This window comes from Serinicoccus shuyuelongi (genome assembly GCF_045032955.1).
In the GTDB taxonomy this organism is placed as follows: Bacteria; Actinomycetota; Actinomycetes; order Actinomycetales; family Dermatophilaceae; genus Ornithinicoccus.
Map to the genome: position 1 here is coordinate 1 of NZ_JBJFZU010000016.1, position 13,484 is coordinate 13,484.

The 13,484-nt window shown below is 71.7% G+C and carries 12 protein-coding genes and 1 pseudogene; 5 read left to right on the plus strand and 8 right to left on the minus strand.

Going from position 1 to position 13,484, the window contains the following annotated elements; all coding sequences use genetic code 11:
• From ACI3EY_RS15945 to ACI3EY_RS15960, 4 genes and pseudogenes are all read right to left on the minus strand, one after another.
• Positions 1-438, minus strand: a pseudogene (locus ACI3EY_RS15945) (ABC transporter family substrate-binding protein); the annotation flags it as partial.
• A 288-nt stretch (positions 439-726) separates the two neighbouring features.
• Entirely contained in the window at positions 727-1,269 is a 543-nt protein-coding gene (locus ACI3EY_RS15950) for a signal peptidase I (RefSeq protein ID WP_405041079.1), read from the minus strand.
• Positions 1,266-2,144, minus strand: a complete 879-nt coding sequence (locus ACI3EY_RS15955; RefSeq protein WP_405041080.1) for a hypothetical protein — start codon at positions 2,142-2,144, stop codon at positions 1,266-1,268. Before ACI3EY_RS15955 ends, ACI3EY_RS15950 begins: the two co-directional genes overlap by 4 nt.
• 25 nt (positions 2,145-2,169) lie before the next feature.
• Positions 2,170-2,685, minus strand: coding sequence for an alternate-type signal peptide domain-containing protein (locus tag ACI3EY_RS15960; protein ID WP_405037278.1), 516 nt, complete (start codon positions 2,683-2,685; stop codon positions 2,170-2,172).
• 257 nt (positions 2,686-2,942) lie between these two features.
• Between ACI3EY_RS15960 and ACI3EY_RS15965 the strand changes: the two genes are divergently transcribed.
• Complete coding sequence (locus ACI3EY_RS15965) at positions 2,943-3,665, plus strand: polyamine aminopropyltransferase (protein WP_405037279.1); 723 nt, start codon at positions 2,943-2,945, stop codon at positions 3,663-3,665.
• Between the two features lie 20 nt (positions 3,666-3,685).
• Here the strand turns inward: ACI3EY_RS15965 and ACI3EY_RS15970 are convergent, their stop codons facing one another.
• Positions 3,686-6,388 (minus strand): LuxR C-terminal-related transcriptional regulator, encoded by a 2,703-nt coding sequence (locus ACI3EY_RS15970; protein ID WP_405041081.1) that lies wholly within the window; start codon positions 6,386-6,388, stop codon positions 3,686-3,688.
• A gap of 153 nt (positions 6,389-6,541) precedes the next feature.
• Between ACI3EY_RS15970 and ACI3EY_RS15975 the strand changes: the two genes are divergently transcribed.
• Positions 6,542-7,033, plus strand: coding sequence for a DUF1269 domain-containing protein (locus ACI3EY_RS15975; RefSeq protein WP_405041082.1), 492 nt, complete (start codon positions 6,542-6,544; stop codon positions 7,031-7,033).
• 4 nt (positions 7,034-7,037) lie between these two features.
• On the opposite strand, the gene ACI3EY_RS15980 is transcribed toward ACI3EY_RS15975, so the two are convergent.
• The gene (locus ACI3EY_RS15980; protein ID WP_405041083.1) at positions 7,038-7,481 is read right to left on the minus strand and encodes a hypothetical protein; all 444 of its coding nucleotides are present in this window, start codon (positions 7,479-7,481) and stop codon (positions 7,038-7,040) included.
• Between the two features lie 133 nt (positions 7,482-7,614).
• On the opposite strand from ACI3EY_RS15980, the gene ACI3EY_RS15985 reads away from it, so the two are divergent.
• Both ACI3EY_RS15985 and ACI3EY_RS15990 read left to right on the plus strand, forming a co-directional pair.
• Positions 7,615-9,135, plus strand: coding sequence for a leucyl aminopeptidase family protein (locus ACI3EY_RS15985; RefSeq protein ID WP_405041084.1), 1,521 nt, complete (start codon positions 7,615-7,617; stop codon positions 9,133-9,135).
• Positions 9,123-10,682, plus strand: coding sequence for an SLC13 family permease (locus ACI3EY_RS15990; protein WP_405041085.1), 1,560 nt, complete (start codon positions 9,123-9,125; stop codon positions 10,680-10,682). Before ACI3EY_RS15985 ends, ACI3EY_RS15990 begins: the two co-directional genes overlap by 13 nt.
• Here ACI3EY_RS15990 and ACI3EY_RS15995 read toward each other — a convergent pair.
• Together ACI3EY_RS15995 and ACI3EY_RS16000 are read right to left on the minus strand one after the other, a co-directional pair.
• Complete coding sequence (locus ACI3EY_RS15995) at positions 10,655-11,728, minus strand: AI-2E family transporter (protein ID WP_405041086.1); 1,074 nt, start codon at positions 11,726-11,728, stop codon at positions 10,655-10,657. The two genes, ACI3EY_RS15990 and ACI3EY_RS15995, sit on opposite strands and share 28 nt — an antisense overlap.
• A gap of 19 nt (positions 11,729-11,747) precedes the next feature.
• Positions 11,748-12,953, minus strand: coding sequence for a hypothetical protein (locus ACI3EY_RS16000; protein ID WP_405041087.1), 1,206 nt, complete (start codon positions 12,951-12,953; stop codon positions 11,748-11,750).
• A 115-nt stretch (positions 12,954-13,068) separates the two neighbouring features.
• Between ACI3EY_RS16000 and ACI3EY_RS16005 the strand changes: the two genes are divergently transcribed.
• Positions 13,069-13,479 carry a phage holin family protein gene (locus ACI3EY_RS16005; RefSeq protein ID WP_405041088.1) on the plus strand — a complete coding sequence of 137 codons (411 nt, stop codon included), beginning with the start codon at positions 13,069-13,071 and terminating at the stop codon, positions 13,477-13,479.
• Positions 13,480-13,484 lie beyond the last annotated feature (5 nt).

Below are 13,484 nucleotides of genomic sequence, written 5' to 3' on the forward strand. Positions count from 1 at the left end.
GATCGTGTACTCCACCGTCAACGGGTCCTCAGAGGTCTGCTCGTAGGAGCCGAACCACTCGTTCGGGTAGACCGTGCCGTCCGTGCCCCAGTACCAGAAGCCACTGAGCAGTTGGTTGTTCACCACCGCGTTGTAGGTGGAGTTGGTGCCCGGCGTCTCGGAGTTGTAGGCGTTGTACTCCTCCGCACCGCTGGAGAAGGACACCGTGTCCGACATCGTCTGGACATCGCCGAGGTCGGTCTTGGAGGTGTCCCCCTCGGCCATCCCGTCGGAGGTCTCTTCGGCAGTGTCGTCGGAGGTCTCCTCGGCCCCGTCACCTTCGTCACCTGCACCTGCGTCGGTGGTGCCTTCGTCCTCGGAGCCGGTGTCGGACGTGCAGCCCGCCAGCGCCAGGGCACCGGCCGCCACGACGGCCATCGTTGCGCGCCTGATCTTCATGTTGTGCTCCTCGGTCTCGGTCCGCGGCCAGTCGGTGCGGAAGCAGATGATCTGTGCAGTCTAACTGCACACCAAGGACCGCCACGACGCACGACGCGCCGAGATCCCCTACCCCTGCGACCCACCGCGGTAGGTACGTGTTGCTAGGACGACATCACCCACCGCGGTGGCTGGCGTTGGTGGGCCGACCGCGGTGGGTATGTGTTGCCAGGGCTACCCCTACCCACCGCGGTGGCGTTCCGTCGGGGCTGCGGACGGACGCTTCGATCCCGCCCGTCGCCGTCGTACCTATTCGCTGTTGACAGGGCGTCGAGCCGCGGCGTCCCGGATCGCGCGGACCCCGTGCACGGCGGCATACCCGAGGAAGCAGACCGCGACCAGGATTACACCGACGCGCCTCTGGTCAGAGTCCAGCAAGGCTGCGGCCCTGCCCGCCCAAGGCACGTCGTAGCGGACCACCCCACGGAGCTGGGTCGCCGTCACCGTGTCGGCGTCATCCTGCTCGTTGGCGTCCCCACGGGTGATGAAGGAGGGGTCCCCGCCCGTGGTGGCCCCGACCGCGGTGACCCGGTGGGTGACGAGCGTCGGGTCTTCCGGGCGCGGCATGAAGGTCACCACGTCGCCGACCTCGATCCGTTCGAGCTCGGCGGGGTCCGGACCGACCGGGTCGACCACGACCACGCTGCCGACGGGGATCGCCGGGGACATCGAGCCCGACTGCACGGTCAGCGGGACCCACCCGAGCAGACGGGGGACGACGACGGTGAGGCAGAGGACGAGCAGGACCGTGCCGGCGAGCGTCCACAGGACGGCGGAGAGGACCCCCTTCACGGAGCCGGCTCAGCGCTGATGCAGCTGACCCCGCCGAGCAGGCCGCGTTCAACCCTGACCGTGAAGGTCGCGGGGACGGGCGACAGCGTCGCGTTCGCCGGGACGGCGACGATGCGTACGTCGAATGTGCTCTGCGGCAACAGGCTTCCAGGCACGGAGATCGAGCGCGGCCTCCCGTCGGAGGTGGCACTACCGATGTTGACCCATTGTCCGGACGACAGTCTCTGCAGCCGCCACGCCGCTACGGCAGGGGAGTCGGTCGTCGTCGCGGCCCCGGCCCAGGACCACCTGATCTGAGCGGAGGTCAGGGTCGTGGAGGACTGACACACCGCGCCAAGAGTGAGTGTCGCCCCGGGATGGGTGGGCCGGGGGAAGGGGACCGCGTGCCGGGTGGTGACCGTGTCCTGCGCCGACCACCTCCGGGGCGGGCTCGCCGTCGTGGTCACCGTGGTGTCGACCCGGACCCCGGCCCCGGCGTGGCTGCGCACGAAGGCGTTGCCCTGCAGGGTGGTGGAGGAGACCAGCAGGTCCAGCCCGCTGGTGCCCCGCGGGGTGTACCCGAGCGTCACCTGCGCTGCCAACCCGCTGTTCCACCCCTGCGCCTGGGCCACCCCGGTCCCCGTCGACGTGCCGGACAGGCGCGAAGGGACGACCTGGGTGGAGATGACGCTCGAGGAGGTGGTGCCGCTGAAGGTCGAGTCGGCCGGCGCAGTGGCATCGAGGACCATCGCCGCGTTGCGCACGGGGTCCAGCGCCACCCCACGACTGGCGTCCCATGCGGCGTGGGTGCCTCCCCACGAGGTGAGGGTGAGCAGCACCGCTGCGACGACCGCCAGCGCCAGCGGTCGTCGCAGCGCGCGGTCACCCCGGCTCACGAGCCCGGCCTGCGCGGGTGGCGCCTCATCCCTCCGACGGGTCGACCTGCTCCAGGCTCAGCACCAGGTCCTCCAGGTCGAGGACCGCCAGCTGGCTCTCGTTGCCCGAGCCGACGGGCAGGGTGACGTCGACCTCGATCGGGACCGCGACGCCGCTGTCGGCCTCGGTCAGCTCGGCCCCGCCGTCCGGCAGGGTGGCCGCGATGGTCCAGTGCTCACCTCCACCGGGCACCGTGGAGCTGAGGGTGGCCCGCAGGGTGTCGCCCACGATGGTGGGGGTCACGGTGGCCTCGTAGGTGAGCGTGTCCCCGGGCACCATCCGGAAGGTGGCGACGTCCACCTCGGTCTCCCCCAGGAACCAGGTGCCGCCCCCGACCGCGAGCGCCAGCTCACCATCGGTGATGTCCCCGGCGTCGACGGTCTCCTCGTCCGACCAGAGCGCGAAGGTCCCCGCGCCGCCGCCGAGCAGCAGGAGGCCCAAGGCACCCGCCGCGAGGGCCTTGACGGCAGACGAGCGGGGCCGCGCCGACACTCCACCCATGGTCGATGTTGCGGAGGTGGACTGACCGGGAACAGACATGGATATCCTTCGGAGGTGACGGGTCGACAAAGATCGCGATGGAATCGCGACAAGGGACGCGAGACCCAGACCCTGGCCCCGCCAGATCCGGAATGGCCGACATCGTGACGGCCCCTCGCTGAAATCAAGCGTAACCGCAGGAAATGGGGAAACACAAGACAGCCAGAATGAATCGCACAGTGATACGGGTCACATGTGTTCACCTGAAAGGATGAGGCATGAGCCGCCGATTCGAAGAACTGTCCTGGGCCCCCACCCGCATGGGTGAGGTCAGCCTGCGACGACGCGTCGAACCCCTCACCGGGCAGGACGTGTACGAGGTCAAGCTGGGTGACGAGTTCCTCATGTCCAGCATGTTCACCGCGGCCGAGGAGGCGATGGCCGACCTGGCCCTGAGCCTCTGGGGCTCCTCCCCCGCCCGGGTGCTCGTCGGCGGCCTGGGACTCGGCTACACCGCGGTGGCCGCCCTGGCCCACCGGCAGGTCAGCGCCCTGCACGTGGTGGAGACGCTGCAGCCGGTCATCGAGTGGCACCGGGACCGCCTGCTGCCGTGCTCGGGGGCGCTGATGGAGGACGCGCGCACCACGGTGGTGGAGGCCGACTTCTTCGCGGTCGCGGCCGGCACCGAGTCACCGCGGGCGCTGACCCCGCCCTACGAGTGCGTGCTGCTCGATATCGACCACGCACCGGACCTGGTGCTGGACTCCTCCCACGCGGGGCTCTACACGGCGGCGGGACTGGTCGCCCTCGGTCGGCTGCTGACTCCGGACGGGGTGCTGGCGCTGTGGTCGGACCGTGCACCTGACGCGGACTTCAACACCGTCCTCGCGGGAGCGTTCGAACGGACGCACGCCGAGGTGGTCGCCTTCCCTAACCCCCTCACCGCAGGGACGTCGACGAATACGGTCTACCTCGCCCAGAATCCGCGGAACGACCTCTAGGGTCATCGCGGGAAACGCACTCAGGAAGGATCGGAAAGCAGGCCACGCCGCCGGGCGGCGCGAACGGCTTCGCGCCGGGTGCCGACCTCGAGCTTGCGATTGATCGATTTCAGGTGCTGTTTCACGGTATTCACCGAGATGTTCAGCTGGGCCCCGATCTCGACGTTGGTGCTCAACGTCGGCAGGTATGCCAGGACGGACAGCTCACGCTCGGTGAAGACCACGGACCGGGCCGGGTCCGCCGAGGGTCCCACCGTCAGCTCCCCGGGGCCCTCGCCCTGTGCCAGGACCCGGACGACGAACGCCTCGTGGCCGCCGAGAACCGCGACATGTCTGCGCAGCAGCAACGCCAGCCGCTCGCCGCGGTGCAGGAAGCACTGGACGGCGCCCTCGACCTCGCCGTATCCCAGGGCCCGCGACAGGGACTCCATGGCCGAGGCGTCCTGGCGGAGCCGGTCCTGGGCCAGCGCGGTGATGAGCCAGGCCTCGGCGCTGACCGCTCCACCCGCCCGCAGGAAGGGCTCCACCACCTCCTGCGCCCACCGTGGCCGACCGGTGGCCAGGTGCACGTGCCCCCGGACCAGCTGCACGCGGTCCGGCCCGGACCCGTCGGCGTCCCCGGCCACGGTGAGCCTGGTGTCCAGGTCGGTCAGGACGGCGGCGGCCACCTCCGGCAGTCCCGCCGCCAGCTCGATCTCCACGCCGAGGCATCCGCGCATCACCGACACCAGGGTGAGACCGGGGTGCTCCAGCACCCACCGGTCGACCGCGACCAGGGTCCGCCGGGCTCTGCGCAGGTCTCCGCCGGCCAGCGCACTGCGTGTCTCGACCAGGTCCATCACCGCGCCCAGGAACGGGTCCCGCAGCTCGATCCGGGTACGACGGGCCAGCGCCAGGCACCGTTCGGCGTCGTGAACCTCAGCGCTCTGCAGACCTGTGACTGCGCGCGCCAGCCAGGCGGCCCCCGACTCCTGGGCCTGGCTCCACCCACTCACCCTGGCGGCCTCCAGGATCCCGTCTGCCCGTCTCCGCCCGCACCGGACCTGTCCGCGCAGACTCTCGGACAGGGCGACCAGGCCCTCGTGGTAAGCGGCGGCGCTCGGGCCGAGCACCCCGTCCCCCGTCTCGAGGGTAGAGCTGCGCAGGAGCTCCTCCGCCTGACCCTGGTGCCCGAGCCAGAGCTCTGCGGCACCGAGCAGGCTCATGGCCACCACCCTCAGCTGCGGCAGCACCGGGCTCGCGTCGGCGGGCACCGCCTCGGCGGCCGTCAGCGCAGCCAGCGCGGCGGTGCGCATCCGCCCCGGGTCCCCCAGGCGCCGGGACTGGGCGGCCAGGAGCATCTGCAGCTCCGCCGTGGCGATCTGCCGGCGCGGCTCCGGGAGCACGTCCAGACCGTGTTCGGCCCACCGCAGCCACGTCAGGGTGGCCTCGTCGTCACCGTTGCCGTAGTGCGCGAGCGCCCGGCACAGCTGGCGCTCGGCGTCGTCGGGGTGTGCCGGGGAGGCGGAGAGCGCGAGCAGCGCCTGGGTCAGGCGTGCCCGCTCGGGGGTGAACGCCAGCACCGCTGCCGACCGCAGGGCCAGCTGCGCCGCCAGCTGCTCGTCGCCGGCACGGACGGACTGGGCCAGCGCCTCGAGCCACTCCCCCGCGTCCTCGAACCACCGTTGCGCCCGGCGGTGCAGGTCCGTGACCAGGGTGGGGTCCCCGGACGTCAGCCGGGCCCGGAGCATGTCCAGCAGCATCGGGTGATAGCGGTACCACCCGGTGTCCTCCAGGGCGGAGACGAGCACCTGGTCCGAGACCAGCCGTTGGAGCACCTCGCCCGCGTCCGGGCGGTCGGTCAGGGCATACGCGAGCGGCGCGCAGACCCGGTCGACGACGCTGGTCCGCAGCAGGACCTCGACCTGGTCCGCGCCGAGGCCGCCGACGACCTCCTCCAGCAGGTATGCCGTGGCGAGCGGCGTGCGCCCGCCGAACCGTCGCACCACGGTCGCCGGGTCCCGGTCCAGGTCGACCGCGGCGATCGCCAGCCGCAGCCCGGCCGCCCAGCCCTCCGTGGTCGCCATCAGGTGGTCCACCGCCTCCGCCGGAAGGTCGAGACCAGCGGCGTCCAGGAGCTCGACGGCCTCCGCCCGGGTGAAGGCCAGCTCCGCGGTGCGGATCTCGGCGAGGGTGCCGGCGAGCCGCATGCGCTGCAGGCGCAGCGGCGGGTCGTGACGCGAGATCAGCAGCAGCCGGTGCTGGCGGGGCAGCGCCTTGCGCAGCTGCTCCACGGACACCCGCGCCCTGTCGTCGTCGAGCTCGTGCAGGTCGTCGAGGACCAGGACCACGGGGGTGCTCAGTGCGACCAGCACGGAGCCCAGCCGGTCCACGAAGTCCTGACCCGGTCTGGCCGGCACGGCCAACCCCTGGACCCCCGGTGCGTCGAGCACACTCTGGAGGGCCCCGACCACGGTCAGCCAGAAGCGGCGGGGATCGGCGTCCGCCGCGTCCATCGACGCCCAGCAGACCTGCATACCCTCCTGGGTCGGACCGGCTGACCACATCGCGACCGCGGACGTCTTGCCGGCGCCGCTCGGACCGACCACGACCACGAGCGGTGCGCTGCGCAGCGCCGCGGCGATCCGGCGCGTGAGACGGGGGCGGGCGACGGCGTCCTCAGCGGGCACCGGGGCGGAAGACCGGGCGTCGTGGAAGCCGACCGGGGAAGCATGGAGCGTCACGGGCCCTCCTCTGCGCCAGGGCGGCCACCGCCCTGCCGGTCACGCTACCGGACCTGAACCACCCGGAACGGGTGTCCATTCGGCCCCGAGACCCCCGCACCCTGGTCGGGGTGCCGCGCTCGCGGTGTCCCGACCGCGACCAGGGAGCAGCGCATGTCAGAACTCATCATCATCGGCTACGAGGACCACCGGACCGCCGACCGTGCCTTCGCGCGGGTCGAGCAGCTGCAGCGTGACTTCGTCGTCGACCTGGCCGGCCTGGCCGTCGTCCGGGTCGACGAGGACGGCAAGAAGCACGTGGACACCGCCGCTCCACCCCGGGGCACATCCACCGCCTCGGGAGCCCTGTGGGGGATGTTGGTCGGCATCCTCTTCCTCGTCCCCGGGCTCGGTGCCCTGGTCGGCGGTGCCATGGGGGCGCTGAGCGGCAAGCTGGCCCGCAGCGGCATCGACCGTGCCTTCCGCGAGCGCGTGGACGGGCTGCTGCAGCCGGGTGGTGCCGCTGTCGTGGTGATGACCCGCAAGCTCACCGAGGACAAGTTCTCGGCGGCGATGGGCGAGTTCGGGGGGACGGTCCTGCAGACGTCGCTGTCCGACGACGACGAGAAGGGACTGGCCGAGGAGCTCGCCACGGCGGAGCACTGATCCCTCAGTCCGGCTCGTCCAGCATCCTGCGCACGGTGGCGCGGCAGAACAGCAGGGTGACCACTAGCAGGGTGACCGGGACGAATCCCCCTAGGTCCACCGCGTCACCGAAGACCAGGTCGATCAGGGTCAGCAGCACCAGCTTGCTGCCGGCGGCCACCACCCACAGCAGGGCGCCGGCCACCACTTTCCCCGTCCGGGTCCGCGCCGCACGGAACCGGGCGAGGACGGCCGCCTTGAGCAGCAGGACGCCCTCCAGTACGACCTTCAGCAGGACGGCGGTCAGCAGGGACAGCGTGAACGTCTCGCTGATCACCGAGGGCAGGTACTCGACGGCGAGGTTGAGCACGACGACGTAGACGGCGACGTCGACGAGGTCGAGCGGTCGACCTCCCAGCCAGCGCACGGCGCGTCGGACCGGGCCGCCGTGCCGGATGTCGGTCACCACGGGTCGTCCTCCGTCCCTGGGCAGGTCGGGCATCGCACTGCCCCAGTTGCCAAGGCTGCCCACATCTCGGCTGCGGCGGACCACCCGGAACGGGTGAGCACCGCTGCGTCCGGGGCGGAGCACGCTGACCACCATGGAGACCCTCACCGGCGTCAGCGCCGTCGCACCCTCCCTGCAGCACCCGGTCCAGATCCGGGTGGTCGCCCACGACGACCCGCTGGAAGGCATCGACGCCGTCAGCGTCCCGGTCACCAGCACGCACCCGGTGCCACCGCTGCTGGGGGTGGACCACGAGGGCCTGCGTCGGGCCGGGTTCCGGCCCACGGTCGGTCACGCGCTGCCGTTCCCGGGCGGCGGTATGCCCGTGCCGGTCGCCGTGGGGGTGGGGGACCTGGACGCGCTGGACGCGGCCGGCGTCCGGGACGCGGCCGCCGCGTTCGCCTCGGCGGTGCCCTTCGACGCCCACCTGGCGACGCGGGTCCCGGTGTCGGAAGACCTCGGCCCGGCTGCGGCGGCCGCGGCGGTCGTCGAGGGGGTGCTGCTCGCGCGGTACCGGTTCAGCCTGCGCAGCGCCACGACCGAGGTGGTCGACGTCGCCACGCTGACGCTCGTGGCACCGGCCGGCGAGGAAGCCGCGGTCCGGGAGGGTGCGGACCGTGGGCGACTGATGGCCCGGGTGGCGATGCTGAGCCGTGACCTGGCCACCTGCCCGGCGGGGATGCTGACCGCCACCGCGATGGCCGACCTGGCGCTGGCACTGGGCCCGGACGCCGGTCTCGAGGTGCAGGTGTCCGGCACGGAGGAGCTGGAGGCGATGGGTTGCGGGGGCCTGCTGGGGGTGAACCGGGGAAGCGTGCAACCACCCAGGATGGTCCGGCTGTCATACGTGCCCGAGGGCGGCGGGTCCGAGGGCCATCTCGGTCTCGTCGGCAAGGGCATCATGTACGACTCCGGGGGCATCAACCTCAAGCCCAGTGACGCCTCGCACTCCCAGATGAAGAACGACATGTCCGGCGCTGGGGCCGTGCTGGCGGCGATGACGGCGCTGCGCGAGATCGGCTGCCGGAGCCGGGTGACGGCATACCTGATGTGCACGGACAACATGCCGTCCGGCTCCGCGGTGCAGCTCGGGGACGTGCTCGTCACCCGCAACGGCACCACCGTCGAGGTGATGAACACCGACGCCGAAGGACGGCTGGTCATGTGCGACGCCCTGGCGCTGTGCGTCGAGGACGGGGTGGACGCCATCGTCGACATCGCCACCCTCACCGGGGCGTGCCTGCGGGCGCTCGGTACCGAGGTGGCCGGGGTGCTCGGCAACTCCCCGCGGATGGTGGACCTGGTCCGGTCCGCGGGTGAGGCGACCGACGAACCGGTCTGGGAGCTGCCGCTCATCCGCCGCTACCGCGCGCAGCTGGACTCGACGGTCGCCGACATGACCAACCTCGGCGGCCCGTATGCCGGCTCCATCACTGCCGGGCTCTACCTCGAGCACTTCGTGGACGGCACCCCCTGGGCGCACATCGACATCGCCGGGACGGCACAGGTCGAGACCGGCAGCCGGTGGCTGCCCAAGGGGCCGACCGGCTTCGGTGCGCGCCTGCTGGTGGAGCTGGCGACAGGCTTCGGCGCCGGGCGGCCATGGGCCCGGTGACGCTGACCCTGCTGATCCTGGTTCTGGCGGTCCTGGCGTTCATGTCCAACCGGATCCCGCTGGGCGTGGTGGCGATCGGGGTGTCGCTGTCGCTGTTCCTCACCGGGCTGCTGGACCTGGACCAGGCGCTGGCGGGCTTCAGCGACCCGACGGTGATCTTCATCGCCACCCTGTTCGTCGTGGGCGAGGCGCTCGACTCCACCGGGGTCACGGCCTGGGCCGGCCAACAGGTGCTCACCCATGGCGGCGGAGGACGCCGTTCGCTGCTGGTGGTCATCGGTGTCCTGGTGGCGGTGCTCACCGCACTCATCAGCGTCAACGGCGCCGTGGCGGCACTGCTGCCGATCGTGGTGGTGGTCGCCGCGCGGGCCGGGATCGCACCGTCCCAGATGCTGATGCCGCTGGCCTTCTCCGCGCACGCCGGGTCGATGCTCGCCCTCACCGGCACCCCGGTCAACATCATCGTCAGCGAGGCCGCCGCCGACGCGGGGGCGCGCCGCTTCGGCTTCATCGAGTTCGCGGCCGTGGGGGTCCCGCTGCTGGTCGGGACGCTGGCGGTGGTCGTCCTGCTCGGACACCGGCTGCTGCCGGAGCGGGCGCCCACGTCGCTGCCCCAGGACCTGGGTGAGCTGGCGGAGACGCTGCGCACCCAGTACGCGATCCCGGTGGGCAAGGAGCTGGTCGGTCTGGAGCGGGGCGTCGCCGAGGTCCTGGTCCCGCCCCGCTCCCCGCTGATCGGGACGCACCTCTTCCCCGGCATGGCCACGCCCAGCGGAGACCTGGTGGTGCTGGCCGTGCACCGCGGCGGGGAGGACCTCCGGGATCCCGAGGACGTGCTCCGCACCGGGGACACGCTGGTCCTCAGCGGTGCCTGGGACAAGCTCGCCCAGCACACGAGCGGCGAGGAGGTGCTGGTCGTCGACGACCCGGGCGTGCTGCGCCGCAGCGTGCCCCTGGGCAGGGCCGCCCGGCGCGCGACGGGCGTGCTGCTCGTCATGGTGCTGCTGCTGGCGACCGGCCTGGTGCCCGCGGTGGTGGCCGGCCTGCTCGCCGCCACCGCGGTGGTGCTCACCGGCGTGCTCAGCCCGCACCAGGCATACCGGTCGGTGTCCTGGACCACGGTGGTGCTGGTGGCCGGGATGATCCCGCTGTCGACCGCATTCGTCGTGACCGGCACCGCGGACGTGATCGCCGCCGCGCTGCTGGACCTCGTCGGCACCGGGTCCGCGCACCTGGCCCTGCTGGCGGTGTGCCTGCTGACCATGGTGCTCGGCCAGCTCATCAGCAACACCGCGACGGTGCTGATCATGGCGCCGATCGCGACCGTGGTGGCAGCGGACCTGGACGTCTCCGTACTGCCCTTCCTGATGGCACTGGCGGTCAGCGGCGCCGCCTCCTTCCTCACCCCGGTGGCGACCCCGGCGAACACGATGGTGCTCGAGCCGGGCGGGTACCGGTTCGGCGACTACTGGAGGCTGGGACTGCCGCTGCTGCTGCTCTTCCTCGGCGTGGCCGTGCTCTACGTGCCGCTGGTCTGGCGCTTCTGAGCCTGCTCCTCGTAGCGCCGCAGCCGTCCCAGCACGAGCACCCAGACGGCGACCGCGGGTGAGGACAGCATGGCGCCCAGCGCACCGGCCAGCGCTGCCCCCACGATCGTGGCCCCGAGCGTGACGATGGGGTGCAGCCGGAGCGCGGTGCTGGTGAGGCGGGTCAGCACGATCGTCTGCACCACGTTCTGGACGACGAGGACGACCAGCAGCATGAGGAGGGCGGTCCCGGCGTCGGTGGCGCCCAGGGCGATGAGGGTGGCGAAGGCGCCGGAGAAGATGGCCCCCAGGTAGGGGACGTAGGAGGTGACCAGGGTGACGACGGCGATGGTCAGTGCCAGCGGCACGTCCAGCACCAGCGCGGCACCACCGATGAGGACCGCGGTGACCAGGGCGGACAGGGTCAGGCTGCCGAAGTAGGTGCGGACCGCGCCGATCGTGTCCAGCACGATGCCGGTGCCCAACTCCGGGTCCGGACCCAGGTGCCGGGCAACCCACGCGGTGAGCGCGTGCCAGTCGGTGATCACGTAGTAGACCAGGAAGGTCCCGACCGCGGTGCCGAGGGCGAAGGAGGCGGTGCCGGTGAGCAGGCCGGGGAGGTAGGCGGACGCGCCACCGAGGGAGGCCGAGACCAGCTCGTCGGCCTGCTCGCGCAAGGACCCCTCCACGACCGGGACGCCGCGCGCCCCCAGCCACCCCTCGACCGCGTCCAGCCCGGCCGCCATGGACGCGCCGATCTGCGGCGCCTGCTCGGCGACACCGACCACCATCAGCCATCCGGAGACGGCCAGCACCCCGGCGAGGAAGGCGATGACCAGCAACCCCCCGACCGACCGGGGCACCCGGTGCCGGGCCAGCAGGTCGACGGCCGGCGCGAACAGCGCGCCCAGCACCATGGCGATCACCAGGGGCACCGCCAGGCCGGAGACCTGCCCGAGCACGGTGACGACGACCGACGCCCCGACCGCGACACCGCCCAGCAGCCAGCCGCGGACCCCCCACAGGTGCAGCCGGGAGGGCCTCCCGGCCGGGATCGAGGTGCCCACGTGCGCGGTCCCTCGGGTCTCAGCGGCCGATGGCGCCGGCGAGGATGCTCGTCACGACCACCGAGGTGATGGTGACCGTGGAGAACCCGGCCACGATCATCTTCGGCAGGATCTCGCCCTCGATCGCGGCGACCTCCTCGGGGCTCTCCCCCGCTCCCTTGGCCGCCTCCTGGGACAGGATCATCGTGCCGGGGAAGCCGTAGAGCGAAGTCAGCCCGATCGCCACCGACATCGGCACGCTGTAGCCCACCAGCTTGCCCACCAGGGCCGCGAAACCGGCGATCCCGACCACCCCGAACAGGAAGGCCAGCAGCAGCGGGAACGCCAGGGCCGCGACGTCGGAGGGCTCGACCGTCGCCAGCGGGGCGAAGACGAGGATCATGATGGCGAGCATCATCAGACCCAGCGCGTCGATGCCGGAGAGCACCGAGGGCCGCAGCACACCGGCCGTGCGCAGCGCGATGCCGAGCAACAGCGCCACCACGAAGGTGTTGAGGATGCCGTCGGTGAGGTTGTTGACCCCGAGGCTGACCAGGACGACGACCCCGACCACCACCAGGGTCCCGGGGGTGGTCTGCAGCGCGGCCGGCAGGCGCGAGGGCGCGACCTCCGCCTGCTCCTGCGTCGCGGGCGCGGCGAGCCGCCCGGCGCGGTACTCCTCCCGGAGCCGCCCGGCCTCCTTGCGCAGGATGAGCGAGGTGAGCGGGAACCCGACGAGCCCCTGGAGAGCGGCGATGAGGACCGGGAAGATCGCGATGCTGGTCAGCCCGACCCCGAGGGCGGCCTCCTGCACGATGAGCACAGAGATGGTGCCCCCGCTGAGCGAGCCGGTGCCGGCGACGATGAAGTCGAGCGCCTGGGCATACCCGTCCGCGGCGGTGCCGCTGATCCGGGGACCGAAGATGAGACCCGCCAGCAGCAGGGACACCCCGATCCCCAGCACGGTGGCCACTCCGACGAGGAACGTCTTCCACTGCTTCTTGAAGTCGTCGAGGCTGATCATCGTGCCGAGGTGAACGATGATGAAGCCGACCACCACCCCGGCCAGCCCGAGCAGGGAGGAGCTGGAGAGCAGGTCCTCGGGGAAGATGTCGGTGAGGAAGCCCACCAGGAAGATGATCGAGGCGACGAAGAGCGACGACAGCAGGGACTGGGTCCTCTTCGCGACGAAGTCGCTCACGGTCCAGACCAGCATGACGACGACGAAGGCAAGGATGGGGTTCATCGGTCCTCCCCTCGAAGGCGGCGACAGGTCGTGACCAGCGTCACCGCGGTGGAGGAGGTCGGCACCACCCGCTTCGGGTGGCCCGGGCAGGACCGGATCGGCGCAGGCTGGGGCCATGGTCCGCTTCCTCGCGTCTACGGCTCTCTACCTGCTCGCGAACGCCCTCGGGCTGCTCGCGGCGGCCACTCTGCTCGACGGCTTCACGCTGCGGCCGTTGGGGTTCGTGCTGAGCGTGCTCATCTTCACCGCGGTGGAGACCCTGCTCGGACCGTTCGTACTCAAGGTCGCGATCCGGTATGCCCCCGCGCTGCGCGGCGGGATCGCCCTCGTCACCACCTTCGTCGGTTTGCTGCTGACCAGTGTCCTGACCGACGGACTCCGGATCGAGGGGGTGCTGACCTGGGTGCTGGCACCCTTCGTGGTGTGGGCCTTCGTGCTGGTCGCCGCCATCCTGCTCCCCCTGGTGCTGTTCCGGAAGGTGCTGGGCGAGCGCAGGTCCGAGACCCGCACCGTGCACCGGGCCTGAGGACC